This window comes from Xenorhabdus khoisanae (genome assembly GCF_001037465.1).
Taxonomy (GTDB): Bacteria; Pseudomonadota; Gammaproteobacteria; order Enterobacterales; family Enterobacteriaceae; genus Xenorhabdus; species Xenorhabdus khoisanae.
Genome location: NZ_LFCV01000015.1, coordinates 1 through 23425 on the forward strand (window position 1 = coordinate 1; position 23425 = coordinate 23425).

Here is a 23425-nt window from a genome sequence, read left to right on the forward strand (position 1 = left end):
AAGAGGTTATGCGGTATTAGCCACCGTTTCCAGTGGTTATCCCCCTCCATCGGGCAGATCCCCAGACATTACTCACCCGTCCGCCGCTCGCCGGCAAAGAAGCAAGCTTCTTCCCGCTGCCGCTCGACTTGCATGTGTTAGGCCTGCCGCCAGCGTTCAATCTGAGCCATGATCAAACTCTTCAATTAAAGGTTTGATGCTCAAAGAATTAAACTGTTGTTAGTTCGTAATGAATTAACTGTTCAGTCACTCTTCAAGACTTGTTATCTTTTTCGCCTTTCGGCGTGGATAGTGTCTTGCGAGTGCCCACACAGATTGTCTGATTAAATTGTTAAAGAGCGTTGGCAACCGGCAGTTCTCTGCCCGGTTGCGAGGCTGCGTATCTTACGCTTTTTGCCTCCGGAGTCAAGCGTTTATTTTCGCTTTTCTCCGACTTCCCTCGGCGGCGTGTCTCAGCTCAGCGTCGGTCAGTGGTGGCGCATTATAGGGAGTTTTCCGGCGCTGACAATAGTTTTTTTGAATTTTTTTTCCGTTCGCGTTTTTTTTCTTCAAAACGAGGAAACAACCATCAAAAAGACTATTTTTAAGACGCTTTATTACATGGCATTTGCAAAAATGCCTCAGAAAAACGATCTACCTGTTCCCAATCCGTATATTCAATCTCTTTTTTAGTATCTGTTTCTCCCCCAGTCATTCGCATGATGAGTTGAATCATGATGCGATCTAACCAGCGGTAACGTGGATAAAGCAACGCTCCGGCAAAAACCTCACATAAATCAGGCCGCCACGGGCTTTTAGTTAAGAACTTACGTACATAAGCATTCGTTTCTGGTGTTCTCTTTTCTGGTTTTCTCGCCGTTAAATTGACACCGAAGAAAGCGGTTGGCATTTGGTTCAATTGTTTTTGATGGCGAATAACAAACTTATCCAATACAGAATTGAAGTGACCATAGCGTATCGATGCACCTATCATTACTTTATGATAAGGCGTCAAATTAACCTGCTTCAACGTAGCCAAATCTCTTAAATCACACTTAATACCAGTACGGCGGAGATTTTCTGCGATACGAGTGAGGATTTTCTTAGTCTGACCATCCTGAGTGGAATAAAGCAACAAATAGCTCATAGATACGCCCTTATTATACAGCGATTCAAATACAAATATTTCTCACCTAATCACGCCAAAAAGTTGGTGTGAACAACACTAATAGTGTAAATACTTCCAAACGTCCAAATAACATAGTGACGACTAATATCCATTTAGCCATTGGATTCATGGTTGTAAAGTTATCAGCCACTACGCCCAACCCTGGCCCCAAGTTATTCAGTGTTGCAGCAATAGCAGAAAAAGCGGAAAACTCATCAACCCCTGTTGCAATCAATAACAACATACTAATGATGAAGACTAAGGCATAAGCAGAAAAGAATCCCCATACTGCTTCAATAATGCGTTCTGGTAATGCCCTATGCCCTAATTTAATGGTGTATACCGCATTCGGATGAACCAAGCGTTTTAATTCACGGGAACCTTGCAAAAACAACAACAAAATACGAATGACTTTCAGGCCGCCTCCCGTCGAACCCGCACATCCCCCAATAAATGCAGAACATAATAGTAAGAAAGGCAGAAACAGAGGCCAGTTGGCAAAACTATCCGTTGTAAATCCCGCCGTTGTCGCCATTGAAACAACTTGAAAGAAAGCATGATTAAGTGCTTCCAATTCTGATTCATAAACGGAATGCTGCCACAATATCAGCACACAGACCGCCAGCAATGCGAATTGAATAGTAATGAACATACGAAATTCGGGGTCACGCCAATACACTTTCAAACTTCGGCCCGAAAGAACAGCAAAATGCAGGCCAAAATTACAACCCGATATCAGCAAGAAAATGGCAATAATTGTATTAATGGTCGGGCTATTGAAAAAACCAACACTGGCATCATGAGTGGAGAAGCCGCCAATAGCAATGGTTGAAAAGCTATGTGAGATCGCATCGAACACCGACATTCCCGCAGCCCATAGAGCTATCGCGCAAGCAATGGTCAGCAAAACATAAATCAACCAGAGTGTTTTTGCTGTTTCTGCAATACGAGGACGCATTTTATTATCTTTCAATGGCCCCGGCATTTCAGCACGATAAAGCTGCATTCCACCAACACCAAGTAATGGCAAAATAGCAACAGCCAGAACGATAATCCCCATACCGCCCAACCATTGCAGCATTTGTCGGTAGAAAAGAATGGCTTTGGGAAGAGAATCAAGGCCAACAAGTGTAGTTGCCCCTGTTGTTGTTAAACCTGAGAATGACTCAAAAAAAGCATCAGTAACTGAAAGATTAGGTTTTTCAGAGAAAATAAACGGTAATGCCCCGACACTGCCCAATACTGTCCAAAATAGGACAACAATCAAAAACCCCTCCTTTGGTTTAAGCTCGTGTTTCTGTTCCCGATTAGGCACCCATAACATTAAACCAATCACGAGGGCAAAAATGAATGTCTGACTAAATGCCCTGCCTGCGCCATCGCGATAAATCAATGCCACCAACCCCGGAATGATCATTGTGACAGAGAAAAGAATGACAAGTAGCCCGACAATACGGGTTATGGCGCGAAAATGCATTCGGCTAGTTCCTTAGAAATCCGGTATGACAACATAATTATGATTTTGGCGTTAAAGACAGAGCACCACGGCTTAGATCCCGTAATTTATCACCTATTTCTCCCGCAAGGGTAGCTGGCAGTGATAACTGTAGCGTGACATTTTCAGCATAGTCGCTGGCAATCACTTGCCCAGAAAATTGTTGCAATAACTGTTCAACCATAGAAATGTGCGAATACTCACACTGTAATTGGTACAACTTCTGCGGCACCTTGTATTCAGTTTCCAATAATTTGAGTGCTTGCTGCACACCACTGCCATAGGCTCTCACCAATCCGCCTGTACCAAGCTTTATGCCGCCAAAATAGCGGACAGATACAGCGGTGATTTCCCCTAATCCACTTCCTATTAATTGGGCGATCATGGGTTTACCCGCGGTTCCGGTCGGTTCTCCATCATCCGAAAAACCCAATTGCTGGGAATCATCCGGCGCACCTGCCACAAAAGCCCAGCAATGATGTCTGGCGTCAGGATATTGTTCCTTAATGCTTTGGATAAATGATTTTGCCTCATCCACCCCGCTGGTGTGTTCCAGCAGGGTAATGAAACGACTCTTTTTGATTTCTTCAGTAAAACTGACTGAAGCCGCAGGAATTAAATAAGGCTTCATTACGATAATTGTAAATCTCTGGTCATATTTTCAATTTTTCCATCGTGAATAACGATGTTGTCTTCAATGCGAATACCACCATAAGGTTTCAGCATATCGATTTTCTTCCAATTAAAATGCTGACGGTATTCACTTTCACGCCACTGCGCTAATAAGGTTTCAATAAAATAGAAACCCGGCTCAATGGTCAAAACCATTCCCGGCTCCAAGATACGGGTACAACGTAAATAAGGATACATTTCTGGAGCAGCCAAGTGGGTTCCATTATCATCTTGCATAAATCCAGCGGCATCATGTACCTGCAAACCAAGTGGATGCCCGAGTCCATGTGGGAAAAATGGAGTTGTGAGCCCGTTCTCAACCATGCTCTCTTCGCTGACGCCATGAATAATGTCATGTTTTCTCAGCAACTTGGCTATACGATGATGCATATTGATATGGTAGTCAGTATACCGAACCCCCGCTTTAATCGTGCCAATAATCGCTTGCTGTTCTTCATTGAGATCTTTAATCAATGAGGCAAAATCGTTATTGGGTTTTGCAGCATAGGTTCTCGTAATATCGGCAACATAGCCATTATATTCCGCCCCAGCATCAATCAAGAAACTGCGAATTTCAGAAGGTACTGTCTGCTGTAATTTGGTGTAATGCAAAACGGCTGCATTTTCATTCAGGGCAACAATATTATCATAAGGAACGTCCGTATCACGGTGTCCCGTTGCCATCAGATAGAACATATTGATTTCAAATTCGCTCACACCAGACAAAAATGCCTCGTACGCCGCCTGATGACCATTCACCGCTGTTTTCTGGGCTTCACGCATACACGCCAATTCGTAATCTGTTTTATATGAGCGATGGTAACTCAAATAATTCAAGACCGTTTCCGGGTTGATATTGTGCGCAAGAATGCCCAAAGACTTAGCTCGTTCAGTTTGCTCACCAATATAAGCGACATTCTGTTTTGGTAATCCATTCAGTTGCATACTGATATCATCGGCTTTTGCCAAATGAATCATTTCTACTTCTTCAGTCCAGTGACTATTAGGTAATCGTTCTACACTATGCCAATAATCTACCGGGGAATAAAACCAGAGCTTCGGTTTATTGACTCCATCAATCCATAACCAGCAATTCGGGACTTTGGTCACAGGAACCCAAGCTTTAAAGTGTGCGTTTGACTTGAAAGGATAATGGTGATCATCAAGAAAAACTCGCAATGATTCACCGGAGTGAATAAGTAAGGCATCAAGCTGAGTTCGTGCCAATATTTCACGTGCGCGTTTTTGTAATGTTTTAATATGTTCGTGGTACAGAGGTGCCAACTTTTCCATCTTAATTAGCCTTTTGATTTTCTGGCGGGAGCTTAAATATTACCACAATTCATTATTTGGGGAGCTATCTGATGAAAAACAGCTTATCTGGAATAAAACGACAATATTTATATTTTTCAAAACACTAACAAAAAATATCACTCCTTGTCATAAATCTTACCTGTGATCCGTCCTACAAAAAATTAATCATTGGTTTGCATTCAATTAACACACTAATCACAATCAATACCATCTGGTCATACCAGATGGTATGCACTCATTGAGGAGAATGACATGCTCTACCTAAGTGAAACTATTCAAGTAAAATGGCTGAAAGACGGCATTGCAGAACTGATCTTCAATGCACCAGCTGCAATCAATAAATTAGACACAAACACTGTTACTTCATTGGATAAAGCCGTTGCCACCCTTGAGCAACAAACTGAACTAAAAGGATTGTTATTACGTTCTGAAAAACAAGCCTTTATTGTTGGCGCAGATATTACAGAATTTTTATCATTATTTAATGCGCCAGCAGAAAAACTTCATGAACTACTGAACCGCGCCAACAATATTCTTAACCGTATTGAAGATCTCCCTGTTCCTACTGTCTCCGCTATCAATGGTTATGCGCTTGGCGGTGGTTGTGAAGTCGTACTTTCCACTGATTTTCGGGTTGCATCTCCTGATCTTCGCATCGGATTGCCAGAAACGAAATTAGGTATAATGCCGGGCTTTGGGGGTTCCGTCCGTCTGCCACGCTTAATTGGTACGGACAATGCTCTCGAAATTATTTCCGCAGGAAAAGATATTAGTGCTGAAGAAGCGCTGAAAAATGGTCTGGTTGATGCCGTAGTTCCTGCTGCAAAACTGGTTGAATCTGCCGTTTCAATTCTGGAACAAGCTATTAAGGGTGATTTAGATTGGAAAGCCGCCCGCCAGCCTAAACTGATACCTTTGAATCTCAATGAGATCGAACGTACCATGAGTTTTACCGTGGCAAAAGGCATGGTGATGAAAGTCGCAGGCCCTCATTATTCTGCACCAATCACTGCGGTAAAAACGATTGAAAAAGCCGCTACACTGGGCCGTGATGGTGCCCTGGCGTTAGAATCCGATAGCTTTGTTAAACTGGCACACACCACCGTTGCCCGTGCTCTGGTCGGTATTTTCCTGAATGACCAGTACGTCAAAGGATTAGCGAAAAAACATCTGCAAGCAGTCACTACACCTGAACATGCGGCTGTACTCGGTGCTGGGATCATGGGTGGAGGCATTGCCTATCAGTCAGCGCGTAAAGGCATTCCTGTCCTGATGAAAGACATTAATCAAAAAGCGCTGGATTTAGGTATCAATGAAGCTGCCAAATTGCTGAATAAGCAATTTGAACGCGGACGCTTAGATGCTATGAAGATGGCCAAGATCCTGTCTTCTATCCAACCGACCCTGACTTATGCTGGTATTGAACAATCTCAGATTATTGTCGAAGCTGTGGTTGAGAACCCCAAAATTAAAGCTGCGGTTCTGACAGAAACAGAAGCACATATCAGCGATGATTGCATTCTGGCTTCTAACACCTCCACGATCCCAATCACAGATTTGGCAAAATCCCTGAAACGCCCAGAAAACTTCTGCGGTATGCATTTCTTCAATCCAGTACATCGTATGCCACTGGTTGAAATTATTCGTGGTGAAAAAACATCGGATAAAACCATTTCAACCGTTGTAGCTTATGCCAGCAAAATGGGTAAAACGCCGATTGTCGTCAATGACTGCCCTGGTTTCTTCGTAAACCGCGTTTTATTCCCTTATCTGGCAGGTTTCGGCATGTTACTGCGAGATGGTGGTGATTTCCGCCAAATCGACAAAATCATGGAAAAAGAATTTGGCTGGCCAATGGGCCCTGCTTATCTCATTGACGTTGTTGGTATTGATACAGCTCACCATGCACAGGCTGTTATGGCACAAGGTTTCCCTGATCGCATGAGCCGTAATTACCGGGATGCCATCGATGTATTATTCGAAAATCAGCGTTACGGCCAGAAAAATGGCGTTGGTTTCTACCAATACACTCAAGATAAAAAAGGCAAACCGAAAAAAGCGCAAGATGAGGCTGCTGACCAGTTACTGGCAGGCATCAGCAAACCAAAACATACTTTCTCTGGCGAAGAGATCATTGCTCGTACCATGATCCCAATGATTAACGAAGTCGTTCGCTGTTTAGAAGAAGGTATCATTGCCAGCCCGGCAGAAGCTGATATGGCTCTGGTTTACGGCCTCGGATTCCCTCCATTCCACGGTGGTGTTTTCCGTTATCTGGATATCATGGGAACCGCAGCCTACGTGAGAATGGCCGAGAGTTATGCTCACTTGGGTGCGCTTTATCACGTACCAGCGGGCCTGAAGGAAAAATCCGAAAGCAATGAAAGTTACTACCCTGCCCCAGCAGAACTTGCTGTTAATCCAGGTGAAAAAGAGTGAGGTCTGAAAATATGGAAAACGTAGTTATTATTGATGGTATCCGTACCCCGATGGGGCGCTCAAAAGGTGGTGCATTCCGTCAGGTCCGTGCCGAAGATCTCTCCGCACACCTGATGAAATCAATACTCAAGCGCAATCCTGCCGTTCAGCCAGAGCATATCGATGATATCTCTTGGGGATGTGTACAACAAACGCTGGAGCAAGGGTTTAACATCGCACGTAATGCTGCATTACTGGCAGGCATTCCCCATTCGGTTCCCGCAGTCACCGTTAACCGTCTATGTGGTTCTTCAATGCAGTCACTGCATGATGGTGCCCGCATGATTATGACGGGTGATGCCAATATCGCGATGGTTGGCGGCGTTGAACATATGGGGCATGTACCCATGACACACGGTGTCGATTTTCATCCTAAATTGAGCCGCAACGTTGCAAAAGCAGCGGGCGTTATGGGCTTGACAGCAGAAATGCTGGCTAAGATGCATAATATTAGCCGCGAAATGCAAGATGAATTCGCGCTGCGTTCTCATCAACGTGCAGCACAAGCGACAGAATCCAAAGCCTTCGCCAGCGAGATAGTCCCTATTTATGGGCACGATGCAGATGGCAACATGAAGCTTGTCGATTTTGATGAAGTCATCCGTCCTGACACTAATCTAAAAGATCTCGCGGCTCTGCGCCCTGTTTTTGACCCTGTCACCGGAAGTGTTACTGCGGGTAACTCTTCAGCGCTGTCTGATGGCGCATCTGCAATGCTAATCATGAGCGAAAGCAAAGCCAAAGAATTAGGATTGAAGCCTCGTGCTCGTATCCGCTCAATGGCAGTTGTCGGTTGCGATCCTTCTATCATGGGTTATGGCCCTGTGCCAGCAACACAGATGGCATTGAAAAAAGCGGGTTTAAGCCTTTCTGATATTGGCCTGATGGAATTGAACGAAGCATTTGCTGCGCAATCTTTGGCCTGTATTAAAGGATTGAATCTGCTGGATAGTATGGATGACAGAATCAATCTAAACGGTGGCGCAATTGCGCTCGGACACCCATTAGGCTGTTCTGGCACTCGTATTACTACCACTCTGCTTAACCTAATGGAGCGCAGAGATGTACAGTTTGGTCTGGCAACCATGTGTATTGGTTTAGGTCAAGGTATCGCCACGATTATTGAAAGAGTGTAGTTACCAGATTTAGTTATCAAGAGTATCTGACGATTGAAATTTATACGTATTTTTCCCTTGTCTGTCTTGTCTATTGCATCACTCTAATAAGTTGTTGCCGTAGTTTCCCGCCTGTCAGGGGCGGGTTTTTTATTTTTATCGTTTTATTTTTTATCGGGAAAACGGATTAGATAAACTCAAACGCATCGCCATACATGCGATCAATCGATGCATCACGTTCACTACAAAACCGCTCACGGGCAATTTTGGCCATTTCAAAGCGACCGGCGATATAAATATCATGATTTGCCAAGCTGCCAAAATCTTCCAAAACTGCACTCAGAACTGTTCCGCTCCTTCCTCTCCAGTGCTCATCAACCTGCTCAACCACAGGAACAACCGTCAAGTTAAGATAACGCTCACTCAGTGCCTGTAACTCACCCAAATCATAAAGGTGATGCAGTTCACGCCCTCCCCAATAAATTGAGATTTCACGGTTAGGGTTTGCTTCTAATGCTGCCAATAAGATAGAACGGGTATAGGAAAACCCTGTTCCGCCCGCAATCAATAGCATCGGATTTTCGCTATCTTCACGAAACCATGCCTGACCATGTGGAATATCAATATCAATAACTTTCTGATCGAGTATTCTGTCCATCACCGCCATTGCATACAGGTTCAACTCAGAAGCTCCAATATGCAGCTCAATGCTCTGTTTTTCTGATGGTGGTGATGCCATAGAAAAAGGACGTTTGTCTCTTTCATCCATAACCACCATCAAATATTGCCCTGCACGAAAAGAAAAAGGCGAATCAGGTAATAAACGAACCCGATAAACTGTATCTGTAATGGAGTCAACCGATGTTACTTTACAGCTTAGTGTTGTCATGCGTTCCCTCTTATCGCTTCAAAATATCTAATTGATCCCAAATTTCATCGACACGGGCCCGAATCTCATCACTCATCACTATCGGACGCCCCCATTCCCTTTGTGTCTCTCCTGGCCATTTATTTGTTGCATCTAGCCCCATTTTTGATCCTAACCCTGAAATAGGGGAGGCAAAATCGAGATAGTCGATTGGTGTATTTTCCATTAAGACAGTATCTCTCTGCGGGTCCATTCGCGTTGTTATCGCCCAGATGACATCATTCCAATCTCGCGCATTAATATCATCATCACAGACGATAACAAATTTTGTGTACATAAATTGCCGCAGATATGACCAGACGCCCATCATGACTCGCTTGGCATGACCTGCATACTGTTTTTTCATCGTAACGACGGCGAGCCGATAAGAGCACCCTTCTGGCGGCAGGTAAAAATCGACAATTTCAGGAAATTGCTTTTGTAGTATTGGCACCAGAACTTCATTCAACGCAACACCTAACACCGCAGGTTCATCCGGCGGACGTCCAGTATAAGTGGAATGATAGATGGCATCACGGCGCTGGGTAATATGAGTTATCGTGAATACCGGGAACATGTCAACTTCATTGTAATAACCAGTATGATCACCATACGGCCCTTCCGGTGCCATTTCACCGGGTTCAATGTAACCTTCAAGGATAATCTCAGCGCTTGCGGGGACTTCCAAGTCATTGGATATACATTTAACGACTTCCGTTTTATGCCCACGCAACAAACCAGCAAAAGCATATTCAGACAACGTATCAGGGATTGGCGTCACTGCGCCTAATATTGTAGCTGGATCAGCCCCCAAGGCAACCGACACAGGAAAACGTTCTCCCGGATGTGCCTGACACCACTCCTGAAAATCGAGAGCGCCGCCACGATGAGATAACCAGCGCATAATCAGTTTATTTTTACCCAACACCTGCTGACGGTAGATGCCCAGATTCTGGCGCTCTTTATTCGGCCCTCTAGTCACCGTCAGCCCCCATGTGATCAATGGGGCTGCATCTTCCGGCCAACAATGCATAACCGGAATGCGGGTAAGATCCACCTCATCTCCAGCCCAAATCTGCTCCTGACAAGGTGCAGAACTAAGGCGTTTGGTTGGCATATTCAGTACCTGTTTGAATTTAGGCAATTTATCTACCAGATCACGGAATCCTTTTGGTGGCTCAGGCTCCTTAAGGAAGGCTAATAACTTACCAACATCATGCAACGCCTGAACATCATCCTGCCCCATTCCCATAGCAACCCGTTTTGGTGTTCCAAACAAATTGCACAACACTGGCATCGAATATCCTTTAGGATTTTCAAATAATAAAGCAGGGCCACCGGCACGAAGAGTACGATCTGCGATTTCAGTCATTTCCAAATAAGGATCAACTTCCATACGAATTCGTTTTAATTCACCTGATTGCTCCAATAAGGAAAGAAAATCTCTTAGATCGCGGTATTTCATATTGTTCATTCGTGCCGATTTGTAAGGAGGGAAGGACATTATAAGCCCTCCCTTGAGGGTTACAAGGTAAACTCATAACTTACTAAAAATCAATGGATTTAGCGTAATCTTGTGGGGTGGGTTTCCTAGATGTAATGGAATGATACCCAATCACGAGTTTCTCTGGATTAATGGCACAAAATTCGGCGATTCGTTCATCGCAGGTTTTTCCCATTACTTAGCAAAAAACTTCCATTTTTCGTTTCCTCTATGAAAAATAAGATGAAATTATCGGTACCCTTTATCATATATATGATTTTCCATAGGAACTATTTCTACTGCATCAATAAATGTCATACATAAATTTTTACTGGAAATAAATACGCGTGATTATGACTATAATACATGGACCACATCTCAAATAACTTTTGGCTTTATTGATGACCCCTTAGTACTGGTTTTGTTATGCTAAACATTCTAAGTAATGGAGTCGGAATATTATGGGAAATTGGTATCTTCTTTACTGTAAACGTGGGCAAATCTCTCGGGCGATAGAAAACCTGGAGAGACAAGATGTTATTTGCCTGACACCTACAGCCAAAATTGAAAAAATTATTCGGGGTAAGCGAACCACCGTTACTGAACCACTGTTTCCCAATTATCTTTTCGTACACTTTGATCCCGAAGTTATTCATACCACTACCGTTAACTCAACTCGTGGTGTGAATCATTTTATTCGGTTCAGTACTTATCCCGCCATTGTTCCGCAAACATTAATTGATGAATTGATGTCTGTCACTGAGCAAGAATATGTTGCACCTGAAACACCAATTGCTGGTGATACTGTATTGATCACTGAGGGAATTTTCGAAGGTATTCAAGCAATTTATAACGAACCAGATGGAGAAACTCGTTCCATTCTCCTGCTAAATATTCTCAACAAAGAAGTGTCGAAGGTAGTAGATAATAAACAATTTATCAAAGTCTAATCAGAAAACGGGCAACATTGCCCGTTTTTATTATATCTGTTCCAGTAAGCCAGAACCTGCCTTTACGCAAGAAGACCGTTATTTCTGCTCATGCAACCACTGTGCTGCTCGTTTAGCAAAATAAGTCAGGATGCCATCAGCTCCAGCACGTTTGAAACACAGCAGTGATTCCATAATTGCAGGCTGTTCTTTCAGCCAACCATTTTGAATGGCAGCCATGTGCATCGCATACTCACCAGAAACTTGATAAGCAAATGTTGGTACGCCAAACGTATCTTTTACCCGGCGGATCACATCCAAATAGGGCATACCGGGTTTCACCATGACACTATCAGCGCCTTCCTGCAAATCCTGTGCAATTTCCTGTAACGCTTCATCACTGTTTGCCGGGTCCATTTGATAGGTCATCTTATTGCCACCTTTCAAATTACTACTGGAACCAATTGCATCTCTGAATGGCCCATAATAACAAGAGGCATATTTCGCAGAATAAGCCATAATCTGGGTATTGATATGACCATCCATTTCAAGCTGCTCACGGATAGCACCAATGCGGCCATCCATCATATCGCTCGGAGCAACAATCTCAGCTCCTGCTTCAGCATGGGAGAGTGCCTGCCTGACCAGAATCTCTTTAGTCACATCATTGATAACATAACCATCCTGATCAATAACACCGTCTTGCCCATGGGTAGTGAATGGATCGAGGGCCACATCCGTCAAAAGACCCAATTCAGGTACAGCACCTTTCAGAGCACGAACAGAACGCTGAATCAAACCGTCTGGGTTATAAGCTTCTTTCGCATCTAATGATTTCTTGTCTGCTTCAATGACGGGAAACAGAGACAGAACAGGAATACCCAGTCGGGCAATCTCTTCGGCTTCTTTCAGCAAAAGATCAATTGTCAGACGATACACTCCTGGCATTGAAGGCACTTCCTGGCGCTGATTAGTGCCTTCCATAACAAAGACGGGATAGATTAGATCATTGACAGTAACTTGATTTTCAGCAAATAAGCGGCGGGAAAAATCATGGCGGCGCACACGACGCATACGACGACCGGGAAATGCTCCCGGAAATACATAGCTCATACTTCTCTCCTAATGTAAAACCCAGCGCCAAGGCTGGGTTGTTAGCGATAATCGTGAATGACCAGAATCAAATTATTTTTTCAGATTGTCACCGATATCACGATCACGACTTTATTCATTTTCTGAATTGACTGTTTTGTGTTTACCTGATTTACCGATATAGAACTGAGAAAGTAAAATTCCTAATTCAAATAGTAAATACATGGGAATAGCTAACAAAGTTTGCGAAAAAACATCAGGCGGTGTTAACAACATGCCAACCACAAAAGCGCCTACCAAAATATAAGGGCGTTTCCTTTTCAACGATTCCGGCGTCACCACTCCGCTCCAGCACAGCAAAATAATGGCGATCGGTACTTCAAATGAAACACCAAAGGCCATAAACAGCGCCATCACAAAGCTCAGGTAATTACTGATATCTGTCGAGATCACAACACCTGCGGGAACCGTCTTGATAAAGAAACCAAATGCAATGGGAAAAACTACAAAATAGGCGAATGCCATTCCCAGATAAAATAATACACTGCTGGAAAACAACAGAGGCATTATCAAACGGCGTTCATGCTTATATAGCGCTGGAGCAATAAATGCCCAAACCTGATAGAGGATCATCGGGGCCGAAACGAAGACAGACACCATACCGGTTAGTTTTATCGGTGTAAAAAAAGGCGATGCCACATCTGTTGCAATCATATTTGCACCTTGAGGTAATTGTTCCATTAAAGGTGCAGCAATAAGCCGATAAATGTCATTGGAAAAATACACCAATGCCAAGAAAACGGCCAATACAGTAATTAAGCTATTTAAAATCCGCTTACGTAATTCAATCAGATGACTAATAAGCGGTTGGGTATCATCCACAGACATGTTTTAGTGTTCGCCATTTGCTTGTTCAGGAGATTTATTTTTCTGCTGTTCTGGTTTCACGCCCGATTGCTCTGAGACTGATTCTTCTGAGGCTAATTGCTCTGAGACTAATTGCTCTGGAATTGAGCTTTTTGCAGCCGACTGGGATGCAGAGGAGTGGTAATGCGTTTCATCCTCCTCCAATTCCCTCATTTCATCGGGCTTGAGCTGATACACGTTTTTCAACGACTCAGCCGCCTCCCTTAGCTCTTCCATTGATGCCTTCAATTCTGGAGATAGTGATTGCATATCTGCTTTTTCTTCCATTTTTTTCAGGCTGTTCTGGAGCTCTTGCAATTTCAATTCTTGAGCAAGTTCATTCTGAACATTTGCCGCCAGCGAGCGTAATACCCGAATCCATCCGGCTACTGTTTTAACTGCAATAGGCAAACGCTCAGGCCCCAGAACAACCAAGCCAATGACCATCACTAACAACAGTTCACTAAAACCAATGTCAAACACGGTTTATACCTGCTCTTTGTTTTTGCTCTCTGATTTTTCAGATTGTGTAACAGTAGATTTTTCAGCAAGATTTTTAGTTTCGAAATCAGCGTCATGGTTCGTTTTTTCAGGTTGCTCCGGTTTTTCGTCGTCACTTATCGCTTTTTTGAAGCCTTTAAACGACTCCCCCAAATCTGAGCCCAAGGTACGAAGTTTGTTAGTACCGAACAGCAATACGACAATGAGCGCAATAATGAGCAATTGCCAAATACTTATACCACCCATACTGAGTTACCTCTATTGATTGGAATACCACATTCATCGGAATACCACTAATGATTCCATTATAAACTACGAACTTTATGTTCGAAAATAACACAATCATACCAAACACACGGTAAAGCAATCTTCACTTACTTTTTATTGTCACTGACGCTTGCTTAAATTGCGCCAACCTAACCCCCACGATACAATTCCGACACCCATCAATCCCCACGACAAATGTTTCTGGTCTATGATGAAAAACAGGCTTCCACAGATAAATAACGTTGCTCCGATCCCCAGTAAATAAAGAGACTTGCGTTGCTTAATCTGTTGATCTCTGAATTGTTGTGATATCTGATCAATACTGGTCTGTAAACGCCTGTGTTGTTGAAGCGTGCCATACACTAATTCAGGAAGCTCCGGTAACTTTTCCGCCCAATAGGGGGCTTTTTCCTTAAAGGCACGTACAATAGCGGGTATCCCAACCTGATCATGCAGCCAATCTTCCAGAAAAGGTTTTGCAGTTTTCCATAGATCAAGCTGAGGATAAAGCTGACGTCCTAAGCCTTCAACATACAATAGCGTTTTTTGCAACAGAACCAACTGAGGTTGAACAGCCATATTAAAACGGCGGGCGGTATTGAAGAGATTTAATAAAACATGCCCGAACGAAATATCAGCCAGTGGTTTTTCAAAAATCGGTTCACAAACAGTACGGATGGCAAACTCGAAATCTTCTACATTCGTATCAGCAGGGATCCAACCAGAATCGACATGCAGTTCAGCTACCCGGCGGTAATCACGATTGAAGAAAGCAATGAAATTTTCAGCCAGATAGCGTTTATCGTCTTTATTCAAAGAACCAACAATACCGTAATCAATGCCGATATAGGTGGGATCTTCCGGATTCTCATAACTGACAAAAATATTGCCGGGGTGCATGTCCGCATGGAAAAAACTGTCACGAAACACTTGGGTAAAAAAGACCTGAACTCCGCGCTCAGCCAACAATTTCATATTGGTGTTCTGCGCTTCTAAAGCAGAAATGTCAGACACAGGAATACCATAAATGCGTTCCATAACCAAAACATTCTCCCGACAATAATCAGGGTAAACTTCTGGTACGTAAAGTATCGGGCTGTCTTCAAAATTTCGGCGCAATTGAATTGCATTTGCAGTTTCACGCAACAAATTCAGCTCATCAAGCAAAGTTTTCTCGTATTCGCGCACAACTTCACGTGGACGAAGGCGGCTCCCATCGGGCAAAAGGGGCACCAGATTAGCCAAACGATACATCAATCGCACATCCGCTTTGATGACAGGCAGAATATCCGGACGAATCACTTTCAGGACAACTTCTTTACCATTCTCTTTCAGCCGAGCGGTGTGCACCTGAGCAATAGACGCTGAAGCCAGTGGCTGTGGATCAAAATTCTCAAACCACGTTTCCAAAGGCCCCTCTAATGCGGTTTCAATCGATTTTCTCGCCACACCACCATCAAAGGAAACCACCCTATCTTGCAACATCGAAAGTTGATCAGCGATCGCAGGCGGAAACAGATCGCGACGAGTGGAAAGCATTTGACCAAATTTGATCCATACAGGCCCAAGCTCTTGCAGTGCCAAACGTAAACGCTCACCAAGTGGTTTGTCTTTATGCCGATTGGTTATCCAAAACAGGAAATAACGCCCGAAACGCAGTGGCCAAGTCAGACGAATATTAGGGATCAGTTCATCCAGCCCATAGGAAAGAAAGACTCGAATAATGAAATAAAGCCGTTTGATTTCACTGGGCGTCATGTTTCCCCTCCAGCACAGCCAACCGTTTCTCTATTTGAGTCATTTTAATGGCAACCGCATCAACTTCCTCACTGAAATAGGCGGCTTCCAGTGCGCTGGGGGCCATTTTCCATTCTTCCGTCAGTGATTCGATGAAGTACGTTTTCTTCCTTTCGATGGTATTATTGGCAAATTTAACGCCTTTTTGCACTATCCGGCTAATGCCTTCTGCAACAATATCACCGACATAAGGGGAAAGATAATGGGCGGGGTCCCACTCTGACATGTCCAACAAAGCTGACCATTGCTGAATGATCTGCATATCCCCTTCAATGACAATCTCGCCACTGTTAATCAACGCCGAAAGGCACTGGCGATCTCGCAATTTGAGTAATGCGGGTATCGTCGTTTTCATTGAGCAATCCGCAGATTCTGACCACTGGCTCAAAACATCCACTTGCTTCTCACTGAATATCAATACCAATGGTGTTTCAATTTCCTTCAGTTTGATGGACAGTGTCTTGCCTACTAACCTCAAACGGGTTGGTTTCAATACGGTTTCCCGATACAACAAATAATTCAGCGTTGTTTCCAGAAAAGCAGTCAGAACCGGAAATAATACTCGGTAATTCAATGCGGCAGGGCTCAATTCAGGGGAGTTCAATACCGCAGAATTCACACTATGGCTTGGTGAGGGTGTTTCCATTTCAGAATTTAAACCCTTTGTGCAGAGCAACGACTCCCCCGGTCATATTGGTATAAGAAACTTGGTCAAAACCAGCTTCTTCCATCATACCTTTTAAGGTTTCCTGATCAGGGTGCATACGGATGGATTCTGTCAGGTAACGGTAACTGTCCGCGTCCTTAACAACCATCTGACCAATTCGAGGTAAAACATGGAACGAATAAGCATCATAAACTTTGCTCAGTGGTGCCAGTACAGGTTTGGAGAACTCCAGCACCAATAAACGACCGCCCGGCTTAAGCACCCGACACATGGAACGTAAGGCTTTTTCTTTATCAGTCACATTACGCAGGCCGAAAGAAATCGTAATACAGTCAAAATAATTATCTGGGAAAGGCAGTTCTTCAGCATTCGCCTGAACATAACTGACATTGCCGACGATCCCGATATCACGCAACTTTTCACGCCCGACTTTCAACATCGAATCGTTGATGTCTGCCAGAACAACCTGACCTTTTTCACCCACAATGCGGGAAAATTTTGCTGTCAAATCACCGGTTCCACCAGCGAGATCAAGCACTTTATGACCGCGTCGGACGCCACTTGCTTCAATAGTGAAACGCTTCCAGATACGATGAATACCAAATGACATCAAATCATTCATCAAATCATATTTTGCCGCTACCGAGTGGAATACCTCTGCCACCATGTCTTTTTTTTCTTCTTTGGCTACAGTGCGGAAACCAAAATCAGTGGTTTCTTTCGATTGATTTGCCATGTTATTTGTCCGCTTTTTATTCAAAAAATTTATAGCAAGTGTACCAGCCTTTCCGATAAAACCCTATCCAGACTTCACTCGTTAATTTGTAACGATTGTAAGGATTTATCAACCAAGTGTGAATCAATAGGACGCTTCAAATCCACACCTAAGTCTCGAAAGCCTTCAGCCTGACTAATCAGATTACCTCGCCCCTCGGCCAGCTTTTTCATCGCGAAATGATAACTTGCCTGTGCTTTATCTAAGCTTTGCCCTAACCCTTGCATATCATCCACAAACAAACGCATTTTGTCATACATTCTGGCAGCTTTATCAGCAATCAGACGGGCATTCTGACTCTGATATTCATAACGCCAAAGATTATTGATAGTACGAACCGCAACCAGTAATGTGGATGGGCTAACCAGCATAATATTGTGTTTCAACGCTTCATCCAGTAATTCAGGAGCCTGATTAAGTGCCACCAAATAAGCCGGTTCCACAGGGATAAACATCAGAACATAATCCAGAGAGCGCAAACCGGGCAATTGCTGATAATCTTTTCGGCTCAGGCTACGAATATGTCCTTTTATGGAGTTGATATGCTCCTGTAATGCCTGTATCTGCTGTTGTTCATCATTACTGTTGAAATAACGTTCATAAGCAACCAGCGACATTTTGGCATCAATAACGACATCTTTTCCCTGCGGCAAATGCACAATCACATCGGGCTGAAAACGCCCGTTGTTTTCGGATTTAATATTAACTTGTGTGTCGAATTCATACCCTTCACGCAATCCAGAAGCTTCCAAAACCTGAGCCAACACCATTTCCCCCCAATTTCCCTGCATTTTATTATCTCCTTTCAATGCATTAGTGAGATTGAGCGCCTCTTTTGCCATCTGGGCATTCAATTGCTGAAGATTGCGAATCTCATGGGTTAAGGTATGACGTTCCCGCGCTTCCTGCCCAAAACTGTCCTGAACCTGACGGCGAAAACCTTCAAGTTGCTCACGAAATGGCGTCAGGAGATTATTGAGGTTTTGGCGATTATATTCATCGGTACGGAGCCGATTTTGCTCAAAAATACGATTGGCAAGATTTTCAAATTGGGTATTCAGGCGCTGTTCACTATTGATCAACAGGCGTTGTTTTTCCTCCGCCGCTAACCTGCTTTCTTCAAGCCGCGTGCTCAGTTCCCGCAATTCAGCTTCCTGCACACTATTCACTTCGCGCTGAGCCAGTAGCTCTTGGTTTAATTGATCGCACTCAGTACGCCAATAATGAGACTGTGCTAGCTTTTCATGGCTGACAGCCAGTTGACTATATAATTCGCGCAGCGCCTGCTCTTTTTGTTGGATTCTCTGACGAACAGAAAGCCAGACGAAGATCCCCCCGCCCAGCAATCCACTTAAGCCGCCAATCAACATATATAACCACTGGATATCCACCTATACACCCTCACTAACACCATCGTAGTTAAGTTTTGTTTAACTTTTTGGCTCATTGGCCTCAATGTAAGTTAAATAGAGGCTGTATAGATGTCCAGATTATTTAATAGCTTTCTTTCAGTTTGCAAAGCGGCTCGCAATTACCCTATCCACATTACCCCATCCACTCGGCCAACCATCGCAAGCCAAAAGCGCCCGGCGCTAAGATACCGAATGCCCAGATCAATGCAGAAGCGAAATTAGCAAGCTGAAAATGACGTTTTGGCATGGCACAAATTCCGGCTACCAGCGGGACTACGGCTCTTAATGGGCCAAAAAATCGCCCAATAAAAACGCCCCAGACTCCCCAGCGCTCAAAGAATCGATGCCCACGCGCCAACGTTTTAGGGTGGCGGGAAAGCGGCCACATTTTGCCGACATTCTCTTTATAGTGGAAACCAAACCAGTAAGAAACCCAATCGCCAAAAAAGGCTCCTGCTGCTGCGGCTATCCATATTGGCCAGAAATTTAACCCACTTTCGCCAATTAATGCGCCTAACCCCAATAAAATGATCGTCGCTGGCAACAATAGGGAGATAAATGCCAGTGATTCACCAAATGCAAGGAGGAAAATGATGGGAATTGCCCAAGCTTCATGAGCTCTTACAAAATTCGTGACCAGTTCGATGATTTCATGCAGGCTCAAATTAGTCTTTCCTGTGTTAGTCAGTGGGATGTCATAGGTTAGCACTGTATAATTAAACCAAAGCTAACCTGATATTTTTATTCAAGAAAGTAAGCCTGCAGTTTTTCTCGGGACGCAATATCGAGTCCAATATCTTTTTCCAGCCAAATATCCACACTGCCGTAATGTTGGTTAATACTATTCAGCGCAGTCAGTAAAAACGCTTCCCTGACAGAATAAACATAAGCAAATTTTTCCACTATATTTTCACTCATGACTTTTGCATGTTCATTCAATAAATAGTCTCGGTAAGGAGCCAACGTGATATCGGTCAGCAAATAATCTTCCATTACCGTATCCCAATCAGCACCCAGCGCCAGCAAAACCAGAGCAGAACCCACTCCTGTTCTGTCTTTGCCAACCGCACAATGTTGTACAATCCCGCCTTTTTCTGGTTGCAACAATAGCGTAGCTAATTTCTTATAAGCCGGATTATTGATAGGCAACAATTCATACAGACGTGACATAAACCCTTTTGCATCGAATTGCTCCAGTATTTCTTTATCTATCTTATCCAGATTAGCGTCCACTTCTTTGGAAAGCGGATTTGCCGGAGCATGGTGATAATGGGCGCCATGCCATATCTGATCCGGTTTATCCATGATTTCGCTACTATCACGATAATCGATGATCTGAAAAAGGTTTTGATCCACTAAATAAGCCTGATCATTTTCTGTCAGCTTATCCAGTGATCCGGAACGAAATAGCAGCCCTGACTTGATCTTAGCGCCATTATTTAGCGTTTTATTGCCTAAATCACGAAAGTTAATGCCGCCATTCAAAGGAAGAATTGAAGGATGAGAGATTAATGTTGTGGTCATAGTTACTCTTATTTTGATTAAAACATACCTTATTTTCAACGCATTACGTTAATGATGGTAAATAGTTATTAGCGTAAAACGTTATGACATTATCAGATTTTAGAATGAAAGGAAGAGAAGATCACACAAATGATAGGGCCAGAATATTCCAGCCCTTGATGAAAAGCGTTACAGCAGACGGCGGGCGGCCTCAACAACAATTCCTAACGCGTTACTTTCTGTTTTCTTCAACAGCTCAACATCAGGAATTTCCTGTTGGGTACGGTTAACAATAACACCAGCCACCATACCGGCACGCAGTCCCTGACTTGCGCACATAGTCAGCAATGTTGCAGATTCCATCTCAAAGTTCATTACGCCCATTTCCTGCCACTCTTTCATAGAGCCTTGGAAGCGACGAACAACCCGACCGGAATAAGTATCATAACGCTCCTGTCCTGGATAGAAGGTATCAGAAGAAGCCGTGACACCAACATGAGTGACAGATCCGGATGATTTCGCCGCTTCATACAATGCGTTGGTACATTCAAAATCAGCAACCGCCGGGAATTCCATTGGTGCAAAGTGCAAGCTGGCACCATCCAAACGGACTGCGGCTGTTGTTACCAATACATCCCCAACATTGATGTGTGGTTGGATCGCTCCGGTTGTACCGATACGTAGGAAAGTACGTACTCCCAATTGCGCCAGCTCTTCTACAGCAATCGACGTTGAGGGGCCACCGATACCCGTAGAGCAGACAACAACGGCTTTACCGTCAATTTCTGCACGCCATGTTGTAAATTCACGATGGGAAGCCAGATGCACTGGGTTATCCATCAAACGCGCAATTTTCTCAACACGATTAGGATCGCCTGGGACAATCGCTAAAGTCGCGCCTTGCAGGTCACTTTTGGTGATACCTAAATGAAATACATCAGACATATCAGATTCCTCAACGGATATAGCTCAAAATATGGATACCTAAATTTAGTCAATACTCTGACATTTTTTAGTGATTAAAATCACCTTTAATGAATATAAAAAAGAAACACATACATACATTTGTGATTTAAATCACAAATAATAGAGAAAGCAATGTCGTGAGTATAATGCTGGAATGGAAACAATATTCGAAGAACAATCACAAACCCTGAAAACAGAAAAGCGCCCTCACAGAGCGCCTTCTGGATTATATCCAATGGATTTCAAGATGCAGTGCGACGGCAAGGGAATGAACACAGCCAACAAAACGGCAACCTGAAAGACGACGGGTATATTTACATGACAAAATTGAGAAGCAGTACACCACACAGCCCAATTCCCCATGCAATTGTAGTAGGAATTGACCAGACAATAATTTGCTGCTTCACATTCTTAATCCCCATCATCCGGTTAACCACCCAGAAAAAACAGTCATTAAAATAGCTGAAAAACAGTGTTCCCATCACCGCAGCCTGAGCCGCTACCAACATATTAATATCCGGTATCTGTCTGATAACCGGCGCTGAAATAGACGCTGCGGTAATCATGGCTACCGTGCCAGAACCTTGGATGATGCGTATTAAGGTCGCGATAATAAACGGAATCAGAACCGGTGTTATTGGCAGGGCAGCAATATAGTGAGCCAGCATCGTTCCCGTCGAACTTTCATTTAATACAGCCCCCAATGCCCCTCCAGCCCCCGACACCAGCAAGATAATCCCCACAGTCTTTAACCCGGCCTCCAAATGTTCAATCACTTCCTGTTTACTGACTTTTGGCATAAGTGTATAAACCGCCAGCAACACACTGATTGCCAAAGCGATAATGGGTGAACCAAGGAAATCAAAGAGTTGAAAATATAAATTGTTTTCTTTTCCGGCAAATTCATCGGTTTTTAATACTACGCCATTAATTACGCCCATAAAAATCAGAACAATCGGCACGACAATCGGCAAAAGGGAAAGAAACAAGCTTGGTAGGGGCTTATTGGCTTTTTCTTCCAGATAACGTTGATGAACTTGTTGCAGATTTTCTGAATTTTCTTCTGCATCAGTAATCTGATATTCAGGGTATTTAGTCCCCAGCCATTTTGCATAAAGGGTAATGCCAATTACACATGGAATAGCCAATATCGCGCCTGCCAACATCATTGAGCCTATACTTACACCAAATATCCCTGCGACACCAAGAGGCCCCGGCGTTGGCGGAACAATATGGTGAGTCACCACCAGACCGCCTGCCAACGATACTCCCAGAGTCAATACATTCCGATTACCTTTCTTTGCTAAGGCTTTCACCAGTGGATAAAGGATCACAAAGGCTGAATTCACAAATATGGGAATACTGACAATATAACCGGTAATCGCTAAGGCCCATTCTTCGCGTTTTTGGCCCAGCCATTTAACCAAACTATAGGCGATCCGTTCTGTTGCGCCAGAAACCTCCAATATCCGCCCCATCATGCTCCCCAACCCAATCACAATGCCAATACTGCCCAATGTCGAACCAAATCCTTTACCGATCACCTCGACGACATTGCTTATCGTTAAGCCGCCTGATATTCCAGCGATTATTGCAGCAATTAGCATGGCAATAAGGACATGAATACGAGTACGCAAAACCAGAAAAATCAGCGTAAATACTGCCACTCCCAATCCAATAATTGGAATGTAAAACTCCATCATAAAACCCTATTTCAATCTGTATGATTAGCGATAAATGCACGGATGGCATCGCCTGAAAAAATAACAGTTAAATCTAAAAAAATGCCAAATAGTAATAATTTTTCTTAGAAATTACTCTTAATAACCTTAGGATTATCTTTGCAAAGGAGTGAAATCCCTAACCTTAAGACTAAAAATTATTTTAAAAACAATAATATGAGTGGATATCATCTGGCTTAAGATGTGTTACGTCATCTCTAGTTTTTAAAATGACGTAACGCATTTAATTGCAATTAAGATCACAATGTAAAGAGAAA

The 23425-nt window shown here is 43.5% G+C and carries 21 protein-coding genes and 1 rRNA gene; 3 read left to right on the forward strand and 19 right to left on the reverse strand.

The genetic code is table 11. The features are described 5' to 3' along the window. From AB204_RS02710 to pepQ, 5 genes are all read right to left on the reverse strand, one after another. A 16S ribosomal RNA gene (locus tag AB204_RS02710) occupies nt 1-188 on the reverse strand; the annotation flags it as partial. Between the two features lie 395 nt (nt 189-583). Beyond that, entirely contained in the window at nt 584-1126 is a 543-nt protein-coding gene (gene hemG, locus AB204_RS02715; protein ID WP_047961847.1) for a menaquinone-dependent protoporphyrinogen IX dehydrogenase, read from the reverse strand. Between the two features lie 46 nt (nt 1127-1172). Further along, complete coding sequence (trkH, locus tag AB204_RS02720; RefSeq protein ID WP_047961848.1) at nt 1173-2624, reverse strand: Trk system potassium transporter TrkH; 1452 nt, start codon at nt 2622-2624, stop codon at nt 1173-1175. Between the two features lie 37 nt (nt 2625-2661). Further along, on the reverse strand, nt 2662-3273 hold the full coding sequence (locus tag AB204_RS02725; RefSeq protein WP_047961849.1) for an IMPACT family protein: 612 nt from the start codon (nt 3271-3273) through the stop codon (nt 2662-2664). Continuing rightward, nucleotides 3273-4607 (reverse strand): Xaa-Pro dipeptidase, encoded by a 1335-nt coding sequence (gene pepQ / locus AB204_RS02730; RefSeq protein ID WP_047961850.1) that lies wholly within the window; start codon nt 4605-4607, stop codon nt 3273-3275. Before pepQ ends, AB204_RS02725 begins: the two co-directional genes overlap by 1 nt. A gap of 273 nt (nt 4608-4880) precedes the next feature. On the opposite strand from pepQ, the gene fadB reads away from it, so the two are divergent. Further along, nucleotides 4881-7067, forward strand: a complete 2187-nt coding sequence (gene fadB / locus AB204_RS02735) for a fatty acid oxidation complex subunit alpha FadB (protein WP_047961851.1) — start codon at nt 4881-4883, stop codon at nt 7065-7067. Nucleotides 7068-7078: 11 nt separating this feature from the next. After that, nucleotides 7079-8242: an acetyl-CoA C-acyltransferase FadA gene (gene fadA / locus AB204_RS02740; protein ID WP_047961893.1), complete on the forward strand. Its 1164-nt coding sequence runs from the start codon at nt 7079-7081 to the stop codon at nt 8240-8242. A gap of 166 nt (nt 8243-8408) precedes the next feature. Here fadA and fre read toward each other — a convergent pair whose 3' ends face one another. After that, the gene (fre, locus tag AB204_RS02745; RefSeq protein ID WP_047961852.1) at nt 8409-9110 is read right to left on the reverse strand and encodes an NAD(P)H-flavin reductase; all 702 of its coding nucleotides are present in this window, start codon (nt 9108-9110) and stop codon (nt 8409-8411) included. A gap of 10 nt (nt 9111-9120) precedes the next feature. Next, on the reverse strand, nt 9121-10593 hold the full coding sequence (gene ubiD, locus AB204_RS02750; protein WP_047961894.1) for a 4-hydroxy-3-polyprenylbenzoate decarboxylase: 1473 nt from the start codon (nt 10591-10593) through the stop codon (nt 9121-9123). Nucleotides 10594-11072: 479 nt separating this feature from the next. Between ubiD and rfaH the strand changes: the two genes are divergently transcribed. Beyond that, nucleotides 11073-11561, forward strand: coding sequence for a transcription/translation regulatory transformer protein RfaH (gene rfaH, locus AB204_RS02755; protein WP_047961853.1), 489 nt, complete (start codon nt 11073-11075; stop codon nt 11559-11561). A gap of 78 nt (nt 11562-11639) precedes the next feature. On the opposite strand, the gene hemB is transcribed toward rfaH, so the two are convergent. The 12 genes from hemB to AB204_RS02815 form a co-directional block, all read right to left on the reverse strand. Beyond that, nucleotides 11640-12653 (reverse strand): porphobilinogen synthase, encoded by a 1014-nt coding sequence (hemB, locus tag AB204_RS02760; protein WP_047961854.1) that lies wholly within the window; start codon nt 12651-12653, stop codon nt 11640-11642. A gap of 111 nt (nt 12654-12764) precedes the next feature. Further along, a complete protein-coding gene (gene tatC / locus AB204_RS02765; protein ID WP_047961855.1) occupies nt 12765-13520 on the reverse strand; it encodes a Sec-independent protein translocase subunit TatC in 756 nt (251 codons plus the stop codon). A gap of 3 nt (nt 13521-13523) precedes the next feature. After that, nucleotides 13524-14021, reverse strand: a complete 498-nt coding sequence (gene tatB / locus AB204_RS02770; RefSeq protein WP_047961856.1) for a Sec-independent protein translocase protein TatB — start codon at nt 14019-14021, stop codon at nt 13524-13526. A gap of 3 nt (nt 14022-14024) precedes the next feature. Further along, nucleotides 14025-14285, reverse strand: a complete 261-nt coding sequence (gene tatA / locus AB204_RS02775) for a Sec-independent protein translocase subunit TatA (RefSeq protein ID WP_047961857.1) — start codon at nt 14283-14285, stop codon at nt 14025-14027. A gap of 141 nt (nt 14286-14426) precedes the next feature. Then, nucleotides 14427-16064 carry a ubiquinone biosynthesis regulatory protein kinase UbiB gene (ubiB, locus tag AB204_RS02780; protein WP_047961858.1) on the reverse strand — a complete coding sequence of 546 codons (1638 nt, stop codon included), beginning with the start codon at nt 16062-16064 and terminating at the stop codon, nt 14427-14429. Beyond that, entirely contained in the window at nt 16051-16749 is a 699-nt protein-coding gene (gene ubiJ, locus AB204_RS02785; protein ID WP_084728515.1) for a ubiquinone biosynthesis protein UbiJ, read from the reverse strand. Before ubiJ ends, ubiB begins: the two co-directional genes overlap by 14 nt. Nucleotide 16750: 1 nt before the next feature. Continuing rightward, nucleotides 16751-17506 (reverse strand): bifunctional demethylmenaquinone methyltransferase/2-methoxy-6-polyprenyl-1,4-benzoquinol methylase UbiE, encoded by a 756-nt coding sequence (gene ubiE / locus AB204_RS02790; RefSeq protein ID WP_047961859.1) that lies wholly within the window; start codon nt 17504-17506, stop codon nt 16751-16753. 74 nt (nt 17507-17580) lie between these two features. After that, nucleotides 17581-18936 (reverse strand): DNA recombination protein RmuC, encoded by a 1356-nt coding sequence (rmuC, locus tag AB204_RS02795; RefSeq protein ID WP_047961860.1) that lies wholly within the window; start codon nt 18934-18936, stop codon nt 17581-17583. Nucleotides 18937-19090: 154 nt separating this feature from the next. Then, nucleotides 19091-19621 (reverse strand): DedA family protein, encoded by a 531-nt coding sequence (locus AB204_RS02800; RefSeq protein WP_047961861.1) that lies wholly within the window; start codon nt 19619-19621, stop codon nt 19091-19093. Nucleotides 19622-19698: 77 nt separating this feature from the next. After that, nucleotides 19699-20481, reverse strand: a complete 783-nt coding sequence (locus tag AB204_RS02805; RefSeq protein ID WP_047961862.1) for a tyrosine-protein phosphatase — start codon at nt 20479-20481, stop codon at nt 19699-19701. 168 nt (nt 20482-20649) lie between these two features. Further along, complete coding sequence (gene udp / locus AB204_RS02810) at nt 20650-21405, reverse strand: uridine phosphorylase (protein ID WP_047961863.1); 756 nt, start codon at nt 21403-21405, stop codon at nt 20650-20652. A 335-nt stretch (nt 21406-21740) separates the two neighbouring features. Further along, entirely contained in the window at nt 21741-23126 is a 1386-nt protein-coding gene (locus AB204_RS02815) for a GntP family permease (RefSeq protein WP_053067825.1), read from the reverse strand. Between the last annotated feature and the right edge of the window lie 299 nt (nt 23127-23425).

What these genes read in the sequence shown, in the direction of transcription:
- trkH (WP_047961848.1), bottom strand. Translation starts at nt 2,624, where the DNA reads ATGCATTTTCGCGCCATAACCCGTATTGTCGGGCTACTTGTCATTCTT.
- ubiJ (WP_084728515.1), bottom strand. Translation starts at nt 16,749, where the DNA reads ATGGAAACACCCTCACCAAGCCATAGTGTGAATTCTGCGGTATTGAAC.
- hemB (WP_047961854.1), bottom strand. Translation starts at nt 12,653, where the DNA reads ATGAGCTATGTATTTCCGGGAGCATTTCCCGGTCGTCGTATGCGTCGT.
- fre (WP_047961852.1), bottom strand. Translation starts at nt 9,110, where the DNA reads ATGACAACACTAAGCTGTAAAGTAACATCGGTTGACTCCATTACAGAT.
- tatA (WP_047961857.1), bottom strand. Translation starts at nt 14,285, where the DNA reads ATGGGTGGTATAAGTATTTGGCAATTGCTCATTATTGCGCTCATTGTC.
- AB204_RS02805 (WP_047961862.1), bottom strand. Translation starts at nt 20,481, where the DNA reads ATGACCACAACATTAATCTCTCATCCTTCAATTCTTCCTTTGAATGGC.
- udp (WP_047961863.1), bottom strand. Translation starts at nt 21,405, where the DNA reads ATGTCTGATGTATTTCATTTAGGTATCACCAAAAGTGACCTGCAAGGC.
- AB204_RS02815 (WP_053067825.1), bottom strand. Translation starts at nt 23,126, where the DNA reads ATGGAGTTTTACATTCCAATTATTGGATTGGGAGTGGCAGTATTTACG.
- ubiD (WP_047961894.1), bottom strand. Translation starts at nt 10,593, where the DNA reads ATGAAATACCGCGATCTAAGAGATTTTCTTTCCTTATTGGAGCAATCA.
- ubiE (WP_047961859.1), bottom strand. Translation starts at nt 17,506, where the DNA reads ATGGCAAATCAATCGAAAGAAACCACTGATTTTGGTTTCCGCACTGTA.
- fadA (WP_047961893.1), top strand. Translation starts at nt 7,079, where the DNA reads ATGGAAAACGTAGTTATTATTGATGGTATCCGTACCCCGATGGGGCGC.
- rfaH (WP_047961853.1), top strand. Translation starts at nt 11,073, where the DNA reads ATGGGAAATTGGTATCTTCTTTACTGTAAACGTGGGCAAATCTCTCGG.
- AB204_RS02725 (WP_047961849.1), bottom strand. Translation starts at nt 3,273, where the DNA reads ATGAAGCCTTATTTAATTCCTGCGGCTTCAGTCAGTTTTACTGAAGAA.
- pepQ (WP_047961850.1), bottom strand. Translation starts at nt 4,607, where the DNA reads ATGGAAAAGTTGGCACCTCTGTACCACGAACATATTAAAACATTACAA.
- tatC (WP_047961855.1), bottom strand. Translation starts at nt 13,520, where the DNA reads ATGTCTGTGGATGATACCCAACCGCTTATTAGTCATCTGATTGAATTA.
- ubiB (WP_047961858.1), bottom strand. Translation starts at nt 16,064, where the DNA reads ATGACGCCCAGTGAAATCAAACGGCTTTATTTCATTATTCGAGTCTTT.
- fadB (WP_047961851.1), top strand. Translation starts at nt 4,881, where the DNA reads ATGCTCTACCTAAGTGAAACTATTCAAGTAAAATGGCTGAAAGACGGC.
- hemG (WP_047961847.1), bottom strand. Translation starts at nt 1,126, where the DNA reads ATGAGCTATTTGTTGCTTTATTCCACTCAGGATGGTCAGACTAAGAAA.